This is a genomic window from Campylobacter sp. BCW_4332 (genome assembly GCF_001763175.1).
Taxonomy (GTDB): Bacteria; Campylobacterota; Campylobacteria; order Campylobacterales; family Campylobacteraceae; genus Campylobacter_D; species Campylobacter_D jejuni.
On the sequence record NZ_MJYF01000036.1, the window covers coordinates 14,326 to 32,463 of the forward strand.

General features: G+C 30.6%; 18 protein-coding genes. 6 read left to right on the forward strand and 12 right to left on the reverse strand.

All coding sequences use genetic code 11. The features are described 5' to 3' along the window. Positions 1-60 precede the first annotated feature (60 nt). Entirely contained in the window at positions 61-1,437 is a 1,377-nt protein-coding gene (locus AJN64_RS02595) for a cation:dicarboxylate symporter family transporter (RefSeq protein WP_070292628.1), read from the forward strand. Here the strand turns inward: AJN64_RS02595 and AJN64_RS02600 are convergent. Continuing rightward, positions 1,434-2,240, reverse strand: a complete 807-nt coding sequence (locus tag AJN64_RS02600; protein WP_002880571.1) for an inverse autotransporter beta domain-containing protein — start codon at positions 2,238-2,240, stop codon at positions 1,434-1,436. The genes AJN64_RS02595 and AJN64_RS02600 overlap by 4 nt on opposite strands. 141 nt (positions 2,241-2,381) lie before the next feature. Here AJN64_RS02600 and AJN64_RS02605 point away from each other — a divergent pair, with 141 nt between their 5' ends. Beyond that, positions 2,382-3,908: an inorganic phosphate transporter gene (locus AJN64_RS02605; RefSeq protein WP_002852729.1), complete on the forward strand. Its 1,527-nt coding sequence runs from the start codon at positions 2,382-2,384 to the stop codon at positions 3,906-3,908. A gap of 7 nt (positions 3,909-3,915) precedes the next feature. Here the strand turns inward: AJN64_RS02605 and AJN64_RS02610 are convergent, their stop codons facing one another. From AJN64_RS02610 to AJN64_RS02645, 8 genes are all read right to left on the reverse strand, one after another. Beyond that, the gene (locus tag AJN64_RS02610; protein ID WP_044779080.1) at positions 3,916-5,094 is read right to left on the reverse strand and encodes a metal-dependent hydrolase; all 1,179 of its coding nucleotides are present in this window, start codon (positions 5,092-5,094) and stop codon (positions 3,916-3,918) included. 9 nt (positions 5,095-5,103) lie between these two features. Next, on the reverse strand, positions 5,104-6,000 hold the full coding sequence (locus tag AJN64_RS02615; protein ID WP_079396983.1) for an NAD(P)H-dependent glycerol-3-phosphate dehydrogenase: 897 nt from the start codon (positions 5,998-6,000) through the stop codon (positions 5,104-5,106). Continuing rightward, positions 5,997-7,415 (reverse strand): Asp-tRNA(Asn)/Glu-tRNA(Gln) amidotransferase subunit GatB, encoded by a 1,419-nt coding sequence (gene gatB / locus AJN64_RS02620; RefSeq protein WP_070292629.1) that lies wholly within the window; start codon positions 7,413-7,415, stop codon positions 5,997-5,999. Before gatB ends, AJN64_RS02615 begins: the two co-directional genes overlap by 4 nt. A 118-nt stretch (positions 7,416-7,533) precedes the next feature. Beyond that, entirely contained in the window at positions 7,534-7,719 is a 186-nt protein-coding gene (locus AJN64_RS09720; RefSeq protein ID WP_044779077.1) for a hypothetical protein, read from the reverse strand. Continuing rightward, positions 7,716-8,396 (reverse strand): F0F1 ATP synthase subunit A, encoded by a 681-nt coding sequence (locus tag AJN64_RS02630; RefSeq protein ID WP_070292630.1) that lies wholly within the window; start codon positions 8,394-8,396, stop codon positions 7,716-7,718. The genes AJN64_RS09720 and AJN64_RS02630 overlap by 4 nt, the downstream gene beginning before the upstream one ends. 68 nt (positions 8,397-8,464) lie before the next feature. Further along, on the reverse strand, positions 8,465-9,805 hold the full coding sequence (radA, locus tag AJN64_RS02635) for a DNA repair protein RadA (RefSeq protein ID WP_070292631.1): 1,341 nt from the start codon (positions 9,803-9,805) through the stop codon (positions 8,465-8,467). After that, the gene (ftsY, locus tag AJN64_RS02640) at positions 9,805-10,671 is read right to left on the reverse strand and encodes a signal recognition particle-docking protein FtsY (protein ID WP_044779074.1); all 867 of its coding nucleotides are present in this window, start codon (positions 10,669-10,671) and stop codon (positions 9,805-9,807) included. Before ftsY ends, radA begins: the two co-directional genes overlap by 1 nt. Next, positions 10,671-11,228: a TlpA family protein disulfide reductase gene (locus tag AJN64_RS02645; RefSeq protein WP_070240410.1), complete on the reverse strand. Its 558-nt coding sequence runs from the start codon at positions 11,226-11,228 to the stop codon at positions 10,671-10,673. Before AJN64_RS02645 ends, ftsY begins: the two co-directional genes overlap by 1 nt. An 82-nt stretch (positions 11,229-11,310) precedes the next feature. On the opposite strand from AJN64_RS02645, the gene AJN64_RS02650 reads away from it, so the two are divergent. From AJN64_RS02650 to AJN64_RS02665, 4 genes are read left to right on the forward strand one after another with little or no spacing between them, the layout of a single operon-like run. After that, positions 11,311-11,937, forward strand: a complete 627-nt coding sequence (locus AJN64_RS02650) for a 5-formyltetrahydrofolate cyclo-ligase (protein WP_044779072.1) — start codon at positions 11,311-11,313, stop codon at positions 11,935-11,937. Next, positions 11,858-13,411: a ribonuclease Y gene (gene rny / locus AJN64_RS02655; RefSeq protein WP_052857493.1), complete on the forward strand. Its 1,554-nt coding sequence runs from the start codon at positions 11,858-11,860 to the stop codon at positions 13,409-13,411. The genes AJN64_RS02650 and rny overlap by 80 nt, the downstream gene beginning before the upstream one ends. Before the next feature lie 8 nt (positions 13,412-13,419). Beyond that, positions 13,420-13,977 carry a DedA family protein gene (locus AJN64_RS02660; RefSeq protein ID WP_053872364.1) on the forward strand — a complete coding sequence of 186 codons (558 nt, stop codon included), beginning with the start codon at positions 13,420-13,422 and terminating at the stop codon, positions 13,975-13,977. Continuing rightward, positions 13,977-15,236, forward strand: coding sequence for a ComEC/Rec2 family competence protein (locus AJN64_RS02665; protein WP_044780092.1), 1,260 nt, complete (start codon positions 13,977-13,979; stop codon positions 15,234-15,236). The genes AJN64_RS02660 and AJN64_RS02665 overlap by 1 nt, the downstream gene beginning before the upstream one ends. On the opposite strand, the gene AJN64_RS02670 is transcribed toward AJN64_RS02665, so the two are convergent. The 3 genes from AJN64_RS02670 to AJN64_RS02680 are packed head-to-tail and all read right to left on the reverse strand — an operon-like array spanning position 15,180 to position 18,100. Beyond that, positions 15,180-15,986 carry a YihY/virulence factor BrkB family protein gene (locus AJN64_RS02670; protein ID WP_053872363.1) on the reverse strand — a complete coding sequence of 269 codons (807 nt, stop codon included), beginning with the start codon at positions 15,984-15,986 and terminating at the stop codon, positions 15,180-15,182. The two genes, AJN64_RS02665 and AJN64_RS02670, sit on opposite strands and share 57 nt — an antisense overlap. Before the next feature lie 3 nt (positions 15,987-15,989). Beyond that, a complete protein-coding gene (locus AJN64_RS02675; protein WP_053872362.1) occupies positions 15,990-17,372 on the reverse strand; it encodes an FAD-linked oxidase C-terminal domain-containing protein in 1,383 nt (460 codons plus the stop codon). 2 nt (positions 17,373-17,374) lie between these two features. Further along, on the reverse strand, positions 17,375-18,100 hold the full coding sequence (locus tag AJN64_RS02680; RefSeq protein ID WP_053872361.1) for a plasminogen-binding N-terminal domain-containing protein: 726 nt from the start codon (positions 18,098-18,100) through the stop codon (positions 17,375-17,377). Positions 18,101-18,138: the final 38 nt, after the last annotated feature.

Consider the following 18,138-nt stretch of genomic DNA (forward strand, 5'->3'; position numbering starts at 1 on the left):
AATTTACAATACGCATTGTTAAAATTATATTTCACAAAAGATCAAAAGGAGTGAATAAACTTGGAAACTTTAAGTCAAACTTTAGCTGAAAGAAAACCGCCTTTATATAAACGTATTATAAAAAGTCTTGGATTTTGGGTGATTATAGGCATTATTACAGGTATTATACTTGGCTATACAGATAAAGAATTAGCCATTGCTAGCAAACCAGGAGTTGATTATTTTATAGGTGCTTTAAAGGTTCTTATAGGTCCTATTATTTTTGTTACTTTGGTTTTGGGTATCATTAGTCTTGAAAGTTTAAAAAAAGTAGGTAGTATTGGTGCTAAAGCGGTTATTTACTTTGAAGTTGTAAGTACTTTAGCACTTGCTATAGGTATTTTTATGGCAAATGTTATGCAACCAGGTCATGGAATGAATCTTGATCCAAGTCAACTTGATACAAAAAGCGTTCAAAAATATATTTCTCAAACCACAGAAGTAAGCGCAAGCTCTGAGATCATGCATATTTTAAAAGATGCTATGCCTACTGATATTATCACGCCTTTTACAGAAGGAAAAACCATACAAGTTTTAGTTATTGCTATAATTACTGCTTTGATTATTTCTTTAATGAGAATAGAAGATAAACAGGCAATTCAAAGAGTTTTTGAAGTGGTGCAAAATTTTGTTTTTAAAATTCTACAAATCATTATGTATTTTAGTCCTATTGCCGCCTTTTCAGCAATGGCTGCACTCATAGCTCAATACGGAATTGGCTCTTTGATCAACTTAGCATATTTACTTTTAGTGATGCTGATTTCATGTCTTGTTTTTATATTTGGAATCTTAGGTCTGATTTGTTATTTTGCAAAAGTAAATATCTTCAAATTTATGAGATTTATCTCAAGAGAAGTATTGATCGTTTTTGCAACCAGTTCAAGCGAGTCTGCACTTGCTCCTTTAATGAGAAAACTAGAAAAAGCGGGACTTTCTAAAGCAACAGTCGGACTTGTTTTACCAACGGGATATAGTTTTAATCTTGATTGTACAAATATTTATCTAGCTATGAGCTTAATCTTTCTAGCACAAGCTTTTAATGTAAATTTAAGTTTAACACACGAAATCAGTATTTTAATAGTATTAATGATAGCTTCAAAAGGTGCAGTGGGTGTAACTGGATCAGGTTTTATAGTGCTTGGAAGTACGCTTGCGGCTCTAGGAAATATGGAAATTTCAGAAGCAAATGCAACCTTAGCACAAGTTCTACCAGTAGCTGCTATAGGCGTTCTTTTAGGTGTTGATAAATTTATGTCTGAAATGAGGGCTGTTGGAAATCTTTGTGGAAATTCAGTAGCAGCCTTAATCGTTGCGATCTGGGATAAACAAATTGATCGGGAAAAATTCAACTATGCTATGGATAATCCAGAAAAATTCCATAATGCTGGAATGAACTAATGGGTTCTTTGGAGGAAATCATATCGATTAACCTCCTCTAAAGTATTATCTTTTTTCCTAAATTGTTTTAAAAAACTTTCATTGAAATTAAAACTAAATCCAACTTGAACAACGGTATCATCAACAGTCTCTCTTGCGCTATAATCACGACGCAATAAATTTAAACTAAATACACTATAAGGAGAGTAAGATACTTGATAATTAGTTTTATCATTATCCTTGCTTATATCAAAAGCAAAAGCGGTGTAAGTTGGAATTACAAAACTCATTCCAAGCTGTAAATTTTTTTCTGCTTCATTGGGTATGTAATAATTACTATAAGCCTTTATAAATTTACTATAACCAAACTCTGCACCAAAGCTTTTAGTATCTTTTTGTTCCTTTTGTTTGTCAATAAAACCATTAACTCCAAATAAAAAATCATCTTTTTCATAACGATTGATTAAGCCCCCTGAGTAATTATAATTATCTTGAGCCACAAAAAGTTCTTTTTGAAAAAGCAAAGAATTATTCTCTCCCTCATAAAGAGAACTTAAATTTTTAACCTGCGCGTTTTCGTTTTGAAAATCTAAATTCCCATCTGTTTTATCTATACCATTATTATTTTCTAAAGTTTTTGAAAGCAAGCTATCAAAAGCACTTTTAAAATCCACATTCTCTTCTTGAATTTTTGGAGCTTCTTTGGTATTTTTATAATCAAAGTGCTCCCAAGAATTTTGATTATTATTTTTTGTTAAAGCCTCTGTAAGTTCATCGGCATTGAGTAAAGAAAACAATGCTATTATATAAAAAATACCCCTCATTATTCTTATATTCCTTATTATTTCTTGTTTGAGTATTTATTATAAAAAAATAATATAAATAAAAATTCCACAAAGACTAAAAATTAAAATTAGCAAATTTAAAGTAAATAAGTGTATAATTAAAATAAAAAAGGGTTATTAATGCAAAAAGACAACCTCATAGCTTTTGTTATTTTTATTATTAGCACCATCGCATTTGTTATTTGGGGATTTGGTTATATTTCGCAACATCAACTCATTCTTTTTATTCTTGCTTCTATATTTGGCATTTTTATGGCATTTAATATAGGTGGAAATGATGTAGCCAATTCTTTTGGAACAAGCGTTGGTGCAAAAACAGTAACCATTAAACAAGCTTTAATTATAGCAGCTGTTTTTGAGCTAAGCGGGGCAATCTTCGCAGGCGCAGAAGTTACTAAGACCATACGCAGCGGTATTGTTATTTTTCCAAATTCTTTAGATCCTATGCTTTTTGTTATCATTATGCTTGCTGCACTTTTAAGCTCTGGGGTTTGGATTTTTATTGCAACCAAGAAAGGCTTACCTGTATCAACCACACACAGTATAGTTGGTGGGATTGTAGGTGCTAGCATTATGATGGGGCTTTTAAAATTTGATGGGATCCAAACACTCTCTATGGTTAAATGGAGTGAAATTTTAAGAATAGCTATTTCTTGGGTAGCTTCTCCTCTTTTAGGGGGTATTGTAGCTTATATTATTTATTCATATATTGATAAGAAAATTTTAAAACCATCAGAAAAACTAAATGATGATTTGAAAAATATCAAAAAAGAAAGAAAAAAATTCAAAGAAGAATATTTTTTAAATTTAAAAACAAAATCCCAAGAAGAACAAATCAAAGAACTTTCCGCTATAGCTTTGGATGAAGAAGAACAAGAAAATAATTTCTATAGAAATAAAATGAAGGAATTTAAGGATCAAGAAAAAGATATAGATATTTACTCTATTTTAAAAACTCATATGCCAATCATTGCTTGTATTGCTGCTGCTATCATTTCGGCAATGTTTTTATTTAAAGGTTTAAATAATGTTAGCACTTTGGATATTTTACAAAACTTTTGGATTATCGGAATTATAGGAACTATAAGTTATGTTGTAACATTTGCTATAGTCAAAATCGTTAAAAAAACAGAACTTAATAAAACTACTGATAGAATTTTCTCATGGTTTCAAATATTTACAGCTTCTAGTTTTGCATTTTCACACGGAGCCAATGATATAGCCAATGCTATAGGTCCTTTTGCAGCGATTTTAGATGTCTTAAAAAACGGCACAATTAACGCGACTTCTCCTGTACCTTTTGCTGCTTTAGCTATGTTTGGAGTTGCTCTAGTTGTAGGACTTTGGTTTTTAGGTAAAGAAGTGATTACCACAGTGGGTTCAAAACTTGCAACCATACGCCCTACTACTGGATTTTCTGCAGAACTTGGTGCAAGCATAGTTATACTCTTAGCTACACAATTTGGAATTCCTGTTAGCTCCACCCATATACTCATAGGTGCTATCTTGGGTATAGGAGTGTATAATAAAAATGCAAATTGGATTATGATGAAGCCTATAGGATTGGCTTGGATTATCACTTTACCAGCCGCTGGTATTATGGCAGCACTTGTATTTTTAGGATTTAAACTATCTTTAGGAATTTAAGTAAAGCTTATTTTTCTAAAATATTTTTTCCTTTAATTATATGCATTTTAATCTTTCCAAAAAGTTTATCCTCAGAATAAAGAGAACTTTTTGGAGCAAAAATTTCTTCATTCTCATCAAAAAGAACTAGATTAGCTTCTTTTCCGACTTCTATAACTCCACTATTCAAACCTAAAAATTTACTAGGATTTTTACTTGTAAATCGACAAAGCTCTTGCCAATTTAAAAATCCTTCTTTGATTAAAAAAGTATAACAAAGACTTATAAATTCGCATACGCTATGAATTCCAAAAGCCGCTTCATCAAAAGCTAAATCTTTTAAAGAAATTGATTTTGCACTATGTAGGGAAGTTAAAAAGCTAATCTTTCCTTCTTTTAAAGCCTCTCTTAAAGCCAAAACATCTTCTTTGCTTCTTAAAGGTGGCATAAGTTTCGCAGCAGTATTAAAATCTTCACAAGCACTATCATCTTTGATAAGATGATGAATGCTTACAAGTTTTAAATCCTTTTCATCTAATAATACTAAAGAATCTTTCAAACTTAAAAGATCAAAAATAACTTTATTTTTATAAAATTTAGCCAATTCTTTCATTTTAGCTATCTGGCTAGTTTCAGCGATTTTACTCATGCCTATAAGCCCTAGCTCAAAACTCATTTCACAATCATTCATCACTCCATTATCATCAAAATCCTTATCATAACAACGCACAAAAATTGGAGAGTCTTTCATAAAAGCATATTGTGAACTTACTTTTAAAGTATTTGCATCTAAAGAGCTGTCAAGTTCTAGAGCACAAGCACCTTTATTTAAAAGAGTGGCTAAATTTTTAAGCTTGCCGTTTGTATCCTTAACCCGCACACTTGAAAAAATTTGCATCTTTCTTTGAGCTAAATTTTGTAAAAATAAAGCAAAACTTTCTTCATCAAAATCCATGCAATCACGCAAAACTATACTAGAAATTCCTCCTTTTAGACACTCATTTTCCAAAAGCTCTAAATTAGCTAAAGAAAATTTATCGTTTTTTAAACTCACACACAAATCCACAAAAGATGGAAGTAAAGTCATACCTTTAGCATCTAAAATTTCTTCGCCTTTTAAATTAGAACCAATATTGGTAATTTTTCCTTCTTTAATCTCTATATCTTGTAAAGAATTTCCATAAATTTTTGCATTTTTAATTATCATGATTTTTCCTTAATCATTTTGCTTTAATAAATTCTGCGTTGCTTCTTGCACGCTTTTACCCTTAAAAATTGCCACTACTTCATTTACAATAGGTGTATAAATTCCTTTCATTTTTGCTAATTTTTCTATGGCATAAGCAGTTTTTACACCTTCTGCTACTTCATTAAGTTCGGCTAAAATACTATCTAACTTTTGATTTTGCGCCAGTTTTAAACCCACTCTATAATTTCTTGATAAAACACTCGTTGCAGTTAAAAACAAATCCCCTGCTCCACTTAACCCTAAAAAAGTTTCTTCTTTAGCGCCAAAAAATTTACCAAAACGGTGCATTTCTATAAGTCCTCTTGAAATCAATGCTGCTCTTGCATTATTGCCAAGTTTTAACCCATCACTAATCCCACTTGCAATCGCCAAAACATTCTTATAAGCACCACAAATTTCAGCACCACGCACATCATTATCAATATAAGTTTTAATAAAATCAGGGAAAAAACTTGCAAATTTTTTACAAAGCCCTTGATTTATCCCGCTAATCATCAAAGCAGTAGGAAGTTTTTGCATTACTTCAGCAGCAAAAGAAGGACCACTTAAAACACAAAAATTTTCTTTTGGTACAAAATCTAAAAAAATTTCATCTAAAAATTGACAACTTTGATCTTCTATGCCTTTTGAAGCAATTAAAATTTTTTGTCCCTTGTTGATAAAATTTTCTTTAAGCCAAGCACGCATTCCTTGAGAACTTAAAGCAAAAATAAGATATTCACATTCTAAAGCTTCTTTTATACTAACAAAATCTTCTAAATCACGCTGATGCAAAGAACTGATAAAGCAATTGTGATTTTCTTTTAAGGCTAGATGTAAAGCACTGCCCCATTTTCCCGCACCAATAACCGCTATACGCATCAACCAAGCTTTGCTTTTAAAATTTCATTTACTTTTGCAGGATTAAAAGCTCCTTTGCCTTCTTTCATTACTTGACCCACAAAAAATCCAAAAAGCTTCTCTTTACCACTTTTATACTCTGCAACCTTATCAGCATTTGCATTTAAAATTTGTTCAATCACCGCTTCTATGGCTGAGTCATCACTTACTTGCTTAAGTCCTAGCTTTTCTATAGCTTCATCAATTTCCATGCTAGTATTTTCAAACACAAAAGCTAAGACATCTTTAGCCGCTTTTGCACTGATAGTGCCATCTTCTATGCGTTTAATTAAAACTCCAAGCTTTTGAGCATCTACGGGAGAATTTTCTATAGTCAATTCTCCTTTTAAAAGTCCCATAAGTTCAGTATTTAACCAATTTACACAAAGCTTAGGATTTAAATTTTGAGAAATAAGACTTTCAAAAAAACGACTCATTTCTAAAGAACTGATTAAAACCTCAGCATCACTTTCTTTTATACCAAGCTCGTCTATAAAGCGTGCTTTCTTCTCATCAGGAAGTTCAGGGATTTTAATATCCAAAAACTCATCTTTTAATAAAATAGGCAATAAATCAGGATCTGGAAAATAGCGATATTCTGCCGCTTCTTCTTTACCACGCATACTTCTTGTAACTAAATTTGTTGTATCAAAAAGTCTGGTTTCTTGAACTACTTCTTGTTCGTAAGTTCCATCTTCCCAAGCCTCACTTTGTCTTTTTACCTCATATTCTATAGCTTTTTGGATAAAACGAAAAGAATTAAGATTTTTAATCTCTACCCTAGTATAAAGTTTTGTATCACCCTTAGGTCTTATACTAACATTTGCATCGCATCTAAAACTTCCTTCTTGCATATTTGCATCTGAAATGTCTAAAAAGCGTATGATAGAATGAAGCTTTTTAAGATAAGCTACTGCCTCATCGCTACTTCTAAGCTCAGGTTCGCTGACAATCTCAAGCAAAGGAGTTCCTGCACGATTTAAGTCCACTTTAGAAAAATTATTTTCGTGGATATTTTTACCTGCATCTTCTTCTAAGTGTGCTCTTGTAATACCTATGCGTTTATTTTCACCCTTTACATTGATAAAAAGCTCACCCTTTTCTACTATAGGGATATCAAATTGTGAAATTTGATAAGCCTTAGGTAAATCTGGATAAAAATAATTCTTACGATTAAAAACACTTTTTTTATTAATTGTTGCATTGACAGCTTTTCCAAAAGCTATAGCTTTTTTTACAACCTCTTCATTTAAAACAGGCAAAGCTCCTGGTAAGGCCAAACAAGTGGGACAAACATTGGTATTTGGAGCTTCTCCAAAAGAAGTTGCACATGAACAAAAGATTTTTGTTTTAGTATTTAATTGAGTATGAACTTCAAGACCTATAACTACTTCAAACATAAAATTTCCTTGAATTTTTAAATGCTTTATTTTATCTTTTTTTCTTTTAGAAAAGGCTTTAAATATTAGACTTTGATTTGTATTTGTTTAATTTTAAAATTATGAAATTATAAAACAACTATTTTTTCTGATTTTTAAGTTCATAGTTTTCTATAAACAACATAAAAACCAAAAATAAAAGCAGGCTAAAAATAAACCCCAAAACAAGATAAAAATAAGATATAAATTTAAAAAGGAGAAAAAAGGTGCACAAAAGCATTAAAGCTAAAGATGCACCTTTAAAAAATTCTAAAATATAGATCAATGACCTTCCTCAACAACAGTTGCACCCGCTAAATATACATAAGTTAAAATCATAAAAATAAAAGCTTGTAAAAATGCCATAAAAGTTAAAAGCACATAAGCAGGAAGTGGAGCTATATAAGGAACTAAAGCTAAAATTACCATCAAAAATAAATCGTCACCTTTAATATTTCCAAACAAACGGAAGGATAAAGAAACCACACGAGAAAGATGAGAGACTACCTCTATAGGAAACATCAAAGGAGCTAAAAGTTTAATAGGTCCCATGAAATGAGCAAAATACTTTACAAAACCTTGTGCCCTAATACCCTCAAAATGATAATATACAAAAACTATAATAGCCAAGGATAAAGTCAAATTTAAACTTGCAGTTGGAGAGTGAAAACCAGGTATTATGCCTATGATATTACTAAAAAACACTATAATCCCCAAAGTTGCAACCAAAGGAAGATATTTTCTTGCACCTTTTTCACTTCCCATGGTATCTCTACCCATAGATAAAACTCCCTCTAAAAAAGCCTCGCCTAAATTTTGCATACCGCGTGGAACAAGTTGCATAGAACGAGTAGCCATCATAGCCACTATAACAGCAATTAAAGCTACCAAACCTATGTGAAAAAAATAAGAAAAAGTATGACTTGCATCAAGCAAAGAGCTAAATAAAAATAAATCTTTCATGGTTTCCTCAAAAATTTTATTCTAAACTCGGAATTTTAGCAAAATCTTACTTATATTTTAATGAAAATTTACATCCATTCTAAAACTTGTGAAAGTTCTTTAGCAACAAAACACTTAAGCCCTATATCTTCCAAAGGCTTAGAAGGAACAATGGCATTTTTAAATTTTTGCATTTTAGCTTCTTTTAAACGAATATCAAGACTATAAACCTCCCTAATTTCTCCATTTAAACTAAGCTCCCCTATAAAAATACTATCTTTGCTCAAAGGGCGATTTTTAAAACTTGAAATAATAGCTGCAACCACAGCCAAATCCGCAGCAGTTTCACTTACTTTTACTCCGCCGCTAATATTTACAAATACATCATAATGCCCTAAAGGAATTTCAAGTTTTCTTTCAAGCAAAGCCAAAAGCATATCTAAGCGATTTTTTTCATATCCTGTAGCGCTGCGTTTTGGATAAGAACTTTCACACACTAAAGCTTGAACTTCTAAAACCAAGGCACGAGATCCTTCCATCACAACACCTAAAGCACTTCCTGAAATAGCCTTTCCACGAGTAAAAAAACGATTTGCTAAATCTTTTGCGCTAATCAAACCCTTAGCAGTCATCTCAAAAATACCTACTTCATTCGTTCCACCAAAACGATTTTTAAAGCCTCTTAAAAGTCTGATTTCTTTAGTGGCATCTCCTTCAAAATAAAGCACCACATCTACCATATGCTCAAGAACCCTAGGCCCTGCTATAGCACCTTCTTTAGTAATATGCCCTATGATAAAAGTACTGATATTATAAGCCTTGCTAACACGCATAAGTTCAAAAGTAATCTCACGCACCTGAGTGATGCTTCCTGCTGCTGAAGTGACTTTATTTGAATATAGAGTTTGTATAGAATCAATGATAAGAATACTATAATCCTTTTTATGTAATTCCTCTAAAATATTTTCAAGGCAAAGTTCAGTAAGTAAAAATAAATTCGGAGTATTAGCCTCAAGGCGATCAGCTCTTAATTTAATCTGAGCTTTACTTTCTTCGCCACTGACATAAAGCACTTTTTTACCCTGTTTGGCTAAATTTGAAGCAATTTTTAACAAAAGCGTAGATTTTCCCACACCTGGACTTCCGCCTATAAGCACTAAAGAACCTTCAACAAGCCCTCCGCCTAAAACCAAATCAAGCTCATTATCATCTGTGCTGTATCTTGTAAAATGTTCTAATTCCACATCTTCAATACAAACAGCTTCACTTGTTTTCATACTAACTTGTGTAAGCTCTTTTAAAACTTTAATTTGCTTCGCTTTTAATTCTATAAAACTATCCCAAGCTCCACAATCAGGACATTTTCCAAGCCATTTGCTTTGTTGATTTCCACAAGCTTGGCATTCAAAAAGTGCTTTATTCTTTGCCATTATTCAAAAATAGGATCTAATAAAGTATCTAAATAAGCACTTGCATTAAATTCTTGTAAATCCGTCATTTGCTCACCTACGCCTACATAAAAAATAGGAAGTTCAAGCTCTCTTGCTATGCTAAAAAGCGCACCCCCTTTAGCAGTCCCATCAAGCTTTGTGATAATCACGCCATCAAGTTTTACAAGCTCATTAAAAGCTTTAGCTTGTAAAATTCCAGCATTTCCCTGTGTTCCATCTAAAACTAAAATTTTTCTATGGGGTGCACCTTCTAAAGCCTTGTTTGAAATTCTTACAATTTTTTCAAGCTCATGAGCTAAATTTTTTTGATTTTGCAAACGCCCTGCTGTATCGATAATAACCCTATCAAAATCCTTTGCTTTTGCTTTAGAAATGGTATCAAAAGCAACCGCTGAAGGATCATGCCCTTGCGCAGTTAAAACTATATCTACATCCACTTTTTGCGCCCAAAGTTTTAATTGCTCAATCGCACCTGCTCTAAAAGTATCACACGCTCCTAAAATCACTTTTTGATTTTGGTTTTTATATAAATAAGCAAGTTTGGCAATACTTGTTGTTTTTCCTGCTCCATTTACTCCTAAAATAAGCTCTACAAAAGGTTTTTCTTGATTGATTTCTTTTTTTTCATAAAGAAAATAAGAACCCATAACACGCTTTAAATCTTCTTTTTTTACTTCATTTTGAGGTGGTAAATAATAAACTATCTCTTCAACTATTTCATAACTTACATCTGCTTCAAGCAAAATTTCTTCAAGCAAATCTTTGGTTATCTTTTTATTCTCTCCTTTAACTCCAATAATATTTTCAAGAGTTTTTGTAAGTCCTTTTTTAAAAAAATTAAACATTAAAGTATAGCCTTTTGTATATCGATTTCTAGCATTTCTTCAGGAATAAGCCCTAAATACTGATTAATCAATTTAGAATGCTTGTTGTAAAGAAACATGGTAGGAATTCCATTTACCCCACCTAAAACTTTAGCTAAAAGATAGTTATTTTCACCATTAGAGACTTTATAAGATATTTTATGTTGTTCTATAAATTTTTGAATCTCCTCATTAGACTTATCCTCTAATAAAACTCCAACTATATTAAAATCATTGTTATACTTTTCTTGCAGTTTGTTAAGATGAGGAATTTCGGCAATACAAGGAGTACACCAAGTAGTAAAAAATACAAACAAAGTTGCCTTATCTTCATCGTTGAAATTTAAAACGGCATTTTCTTTTTTTACTGAAATTGATCCTCCATCAATCAAATTAAGTTTAAAATTCATATCATCACTTTGATTTATACTTGCCTCGGTGCTTAAATTTACATCATTTTGCTGTTTTTCTTTATCATTGCTACAAGCAACAAATAAACAAGATATTACCACTAGTAAAAGTATTTTTTTAATCTTCATTATTTATCAATCCTTTATTCTTCTTTATAAAAATGCTAAAATTATAACATATATAAGATAATATTTTTTTAAAGGCATATTAATGGAAAAAACAGATTTTAGGGCATTGCAAAAAATACGCCTTTTCAAACATTCAAAACTAAATTTCAAACAAGATTATAAAATATTTAAAGAATGTCTTAAAATAATAAAACTATTTAAAGCTAAAAATATTTTAATTTTTATTCCCTTGCATTATGAACCAAACTTAATAAAATTTCGCCATATTCTTAATAAAAATTACAAACTTTTTGTTCCATTTATGCAAGATAAAAGTTTAAAAATTGTAAAATTAAGATTGCCTTTTATTAAAAAAAGGTTTGGGGTTTTAGAGCCTATAGATTCTTTTTTTAAAGCAAAAATTGATTTAGCTATTGTGCCTGTAATTGGCGTCGATAAAAATTTAAAAAGAATAGGACATGGGCAAGGTTTTTATGATAGATTTTTTGAAAATTTAAATTACAAACCTCATATAATATTTGTCCAAAGTATAGATGCTTTAAGTCAAAATAATCTAACACAAAAGCATGATATTTCAGGAAAATTATACATAAACCCTTATAAAAAATATTACAAGAAAGAAAGAAAAAATGATAGAATCACTTATCGCATTTATAGCCGCTATAGTCGGACTCGGTATAGGATATTTAGTTGCAAAAAAAATCAATGATGCCAAATATGAAATTTTCGTAGAGCAAGCTAAAGCTAAAGCCAAAGCTATAGAATACGAAGCAGAGCTTATTTTAAAAGATGCAAAAAATTCAATTCTTAATGCAGAATTAGAAGTTAAAAAAAAATATGAAGAAAAAACTCACAAAATTCAAAAAGATTTTAATCAAAAATTTGATGATCTTTCTAAAAAAGAACAAAAACTTCAGCAAGAAGAAGAAAAACTAAAAGAAGATAAAGAATACCTTTGTAAGTCACAAAAACACATTCAAGACTTACAATCTGATGTTGATAAATTAAAAAATAAATATCAAGAAAAACTTGACGATGTTTTAAAAATTTTAGAACATTCTACAGGACTTACACAAAATGAAGCTAAAGCAATCATTCTTAAAAAAGTAGAAGAAAATTCTCGCGAGCAAATTGCACATATAGTAAGAAAATATGAAGAAGAAGCAAAAAATGAAGCCAAAAGAAAAGCTAATTTCATCATTGCTCAAGCTACCTCTCGTTTTGCAGGTGAATTTGCGGCTGAAAGACTTATCAATGTTATTAACATTAAAAACGATGAACTTAAAGGACGTATCATTGGTAAAGAAGGACGCAATGTTAAAACCTTGGAAATGGTTTTAGGTGTTGATATTATCATCGATGATACACCAGGTGCTATTATAGTAAGTTGTTTTAATCTTTATCGCCGTGCTATTGCTACAAAAGTTATAGAACTTTTAGTTGAAGATGGCAGAATTCAACCCGCGCGCATAGAAGAAATTCACGAAAAAGTGTGTAAAGAATTTGATAGTGCCATTCTAGAAGAAGGCGAAACCATAGTTATGGATCTAGGTTTAAATAAAATACACCCTGAAATTGTAAAACTCATAGGAAAACTCAAATACCGAGCAAGCTATGGACAAAACGCTTTAGCACATTCTTTGGAAGTGGCTCACCTTGCAGGAATCATTGCTGCTGAGTGTGGTGGAGATGAGAATTTAGCACGTCGTGCGGGAATTTTACATGATATAGGAAAAGCATTAACCCATGATTTTGAAGGATCTCATGTGGATTTAGGTGCAGAACTTTGCAAACGCTACAAAGAGCATCCTGTAGTAATCAATGCTATTTACGCACATCATGGACACGAAGAAGCTACAAGCATAGAATCAGCAGCTGTTTGTGCAGCAGATACTTTAAGTGCTGCACGACCTGGAGCTAGAAGAGAAGTGTTAGAAGCTTTCTTAAAAAGAGTCAGTGAGCTAGAAGATATCGCTAAAAGTAAAGAAGGAATTAAAAATGCCTATGCAATCAATGCCGGAAGAGAGATTCGCGTCATAGCCAATGCTCAGCTTGTTAATGATGATGAAAGTGTACTTTTAGCTAAGGAAATAGCAGCTGAAATTCAAGAAAAAATGCAATATCCTGGTGAAATTAAAGTCAATGTTATACGTGAACTTAGAGCTGTAGAATACGCTAAATAAGGTTTATTATGCAAGATATGATTGATACTTTAATAAAATATGGTTATATTGTTTTATTCTTTTACTCTTTAGGAGGTGGAATGGTTGGAATTTTAGCTGCAGGAGTTTTAAGTTCTCAAGGAAAAATGGATCTTAGTTTTTGCATTGCTCTTGCTTTTATTGCTAATACCATAGGTTCAACTTTGCTTTTTATACTTGGAAAATATTATAAAAAAGATATTATGCCTTATTTTAAAAAACACCGACGCAAGCTAGCCCTTGCTATGATGAAAACAAAACAACACGGAATTATTTTATTTGTAACTCAAAAATTTATTTATGGTTTAAAAACTTTCATTCCTATAGCTGCAGGTATGGCAAAATATAATTTTATTAAATTTTTTATTATCAATACTCTAGCTAGTTTGTCATGGGCTATTGTTCTAGGTTTTACTGCTTATACTTTTGGGTATATTATTGAAGCAATTTTTGATAAACTGAGTTTATATCCTTATGCTGCTCCTTTATTTTTATTATTTTTAGCTGGAATAATTTGGTTTTATTTAAGTAAATTTTCCAAAAAATAATGTCTCTATGGAATTCTTTTTTTTACTCTTTTAAAGAATTTCATTATTTATTTTTATCTGTTGTTATTATTTTTATTTTTAATATCCTTTTAGAATATAATAATTTTTTAAACTTTAAAAACCAAAAACATTACTTTATAAGTAACGCTCTATTAACGCACCAATATATAAAATATAATAAAAAAAATAAAAAATACTGGGTTTTAAAGCTACAAACTGAAAACTTCACTTTTTATACTACAAGTTTTAAGGATTTAAATTTAAGCAAGAATCAACTTTTAAGCCTTAGAATTATCACCCATAATATTAACTTTAAAGACTATCTGAGCAAAAGTTTTTATGCACCTTCTTATGATTTTAAAAAATTAAAAGAAAAAGAATACAATCCCATTATATCTTACTTCTTAAATCAACATACAAATGAAAAAATTAAAGAATTTTATGGTGCTTTATTTTTTGCACTGCCCATATCTTTAGAGCTTAGAAACGATGTAAATTACTACGGCATAGCACACCTTATAGCAATTAGCGGTTATCACATAGGCTTACTTTTTAGCTTAGTTTTCTTTATTTTAGCTCCAATTTATAGTTTTTTCCAAAAAAGATATTTTCCTTATAGAAATTTACGTTTAGATTTAAGTATTTTAATTTTTACACTACTTTTAGCTTATGCTTGTTTAATAGGGTTTGTCCCTTCTTTTGTGCGCTCCTTGATTATGGCTTTTTGGGTTTTTTATCTATTGTGTAAAAATATAAAAATTATTAATTTCTTTACACTTTTTTGTAGTATTTTATTGTGCATTTCTCTTTACCCTAGACTTTTATTTAGTATTGGATTTTTATTTTCTATTTTAGGTGTTTTTTATATTTTTTTATATATGCATCATTTTGCAAATAAATTTAATAATCTTATAAATATTATTTTGCTTAATATTTGGACTTTTTTTGCTATGGTTTTACCTGTGCTTTATTTTTTTCCACTTATAAGCTACCAACAAATTTTAGGTATTATTTTGAGTGGAATTTTTGTAATATTTTATCCTTTAGTATTATTTTTGCATCTTATAAACTATGGAGATTTGCTCAATTTTATCTTGGATGAATTTTTTAAATTTAAAATTTATGGAACTAATATCCATATCCCGTTTTGGATTTTTATAAGTTATCTTATTGCTTCTTTAATCTCTGTGCGATTTAAATATCTAGCTTTTCTTTGTATTTTTGCGAATTTTATTCCCTTCATTATGATTGTGATTTAGAAAATAATAGAGTTTAAGCCCAAAAAGATAAATAATCCAAGAAATATAAATCCAAATAAAAAAGAATAAAATAGTAGAAAAAGATCCATAAACACTAGCGTATGTTTTATTATATACCACATAATATACAAATAAATTTTTTCCTATATACCAAATAGCACCCACTCCAAAAGATACTAAAGCTAAACTTTTAAGAGTTCCCTTATGAACAGAACTTGAATAAGATATAAAAAATAAACCCCAAATAATTACAAAGGGTAAAATTTCAAAAAAATTAAACCCTATTTTATAATCATCTAAAGTTTGTTGGATAAAACCTGAAATATAAAAACTAAGCCCAAGCCCTAAAGGAACAAGAGTCAAAAGAGTCCAATAAGAACTAATGCTTTGCCAAAGTCCTTTAGGTTCATTTTTAGTAATGCGATTGATTACAAAATCATAGCCTGAAAAAAAAGCTAAAGAAGTAAATGCCATAGCAATAAGACCTACAATACCCAAATTTACACTATTTTTTAAAAAAGTATCGATGTAAGTAGCAACAATATCTTGTTGCGTTGGTATTAAAAAAGCAAAAATTACTTGCTTTGCTTTTTCATAATAAGCTTTAAAACTGGAAATTTGCGTAAAAACAGAAAAACATACAAATAAAATAGGTATTAAAGATAATACAGTATAAAAACTAAGCGCTGCTGCATAATTTAAAATTTCCTTATCACGCAAATTTAGCAAAATAGTAAAAAAATTTTTCACCTTCTAAAGTCCCATTTTAAAAGGATTTAATATATTATTTGGATCAAAAGCTTTTTTAATATTTCTCATTAAATTCATTTCGGCTTCAGAAAAAGCTAAATTCATAAAAGGTGCTTTAGAGAGTCCGATACCATGCTCTCCGCTTAAAGTTCCTCCAAGTTTCACTGTTAATTTAAAAATCTCTTCTACAGCTTCGTAGCCTTTTTTCACCTGCTCTTTATCATTTTTATCAGGAATCATAACATTAGTATGCACATTTCCATCCCCTGTATGTCCAAAACAAGGAATTTTAAAACCATATCTTTTAGAAATCTCATCTATACCTTCAAGCAAAGCAGGTAGTTTAGAACGCGGAACTGTAATATCTTCATTAAGTTTTAAAGCCCCATACATGGCAATACTTTGAGAACAATTCCTTCTAGCAAACCAAATATCTGCGGCTTCTTGTTCATCTTTTGCTATTTTAAATTCACTAGCTCCAGCTTCTAAAAAATAATATTCTAAATTTCTTAAATCCTCATCAATAGCTTCTTTAACATTACCATCCACATCAGCAATCAAAATAGCACCCGCTTCTATAGGCAAACCTTTATTAAATTTACTCTCAACCGCTCTAATGCTAAGATTGTCTAAAAATTCCATAGATACAGGACTTACACCGCTAGCAAGACTTTTATAAACCGCATTCATAGCACTTTTTACACTTGGAAAAATAGCAAAAGCAGTTTTTTTGAATTTAGGTAAAGGTATTAATTTTAAAGTAAGCTCACTTAAAACTGCTAAAGAACCTTCACTAGCGATTAAAATTCCTGCCAAATTATAACCTGCCACATCTTTAATAGTGCGTTTTCCTGCACGAATGATTTCTCCGCTAGGCAAAACAGCCCTTAAAGCCATCACATAATCTTTTGTAATGCCATATTTTGCAGCTCTCATTCCCCCAGCATTTTCGCTTACATTACCCCCTAAGCTAGAATATTCCATGCTAGCAGGATCAGGTGGGTAAAAAAGTCCGTATTTAGCCACTTCTTTTTGTAAATGTATATTAATAACCCCAGGTTGCACAACAGCCACTAAATTTTCAAGATCAATTTCTAAAATTTTATTCATATGCTTTTCAAAAGCAAGCACCACACCGCCATTAACAGCTAAAGCTCCTCCTGTAAAACCAGATCCTGAGCCTCGTGGTATGACTATGATATTATTTTCATTGCAAAATTTTAAAATTTGAGCAATATCTTCTTCATTTCTTGGAAAAAGAACCCCATCGGGTAAATAATGCTTTTTTGTCGCATCATAGCTATAAGCTCTTTTGTGAATTTCATCAAAATAAGCGTTTTCTTCTCCTAAAAATCGTTTAAAATATTGTTCAAATTCTTTTTTCATGTTTATTGCACCTTAGGAAGATTAATCAAAGCATCATAATACCTATAATAATTTCCTATTTCTTGAGAGTTAAAATCAAAAAAATTACTTTTATATCCACCCATACGAGAATAAAAAGGGACCTGAACGCTAGTTGGCTTGCTTATAGGCACTTCATAAAGCTTATTAAAATCTTGACAATCCACAACTTCTGCTTGGTTTTCCAAAGCCACAACCAAAATGCCAACCGCATTATCATCACAAAATTGCCTAAAATCTGAACGCTTAGGAGAAAGAGTGGCTGTTCTAATTAATTGTGCTCCAAAAATGTCAATATGGGTAAAATATATCTGCGGAAATTCTCTAACAAGTTCATTATAAGTTTGTTCATCAGGAGCAATTACCAATCCTCTATCATAAAGAAAATTTAAAACAACCTCATCACCTACTTTAGGTAAAACATTTGGTAAAGGCAAAGCATCTTGCTTAAGAGCTGAAAAAACACTAAATTCTAATTTTGCCAAACCATTTTTTTTATCTATAACACTTGCTCTAGCGATGATACTTTGCGAATTGCTAAAATGTTGCACTACTACACCGCTTGAATAAAGTTTTATATCATCACTATCTTTAATATAACCATAAATATCATCAACTTTTACAAGTTTACTTTTTATAGGTTTTAAATCAAATCCAACCGCAAAGAGGCTAAGGTTTAAAGCTAAAAAACACACTATAGTTTTAAACAAATTTACTCCTTAAATAAAAATTTATAGAATTATAATCC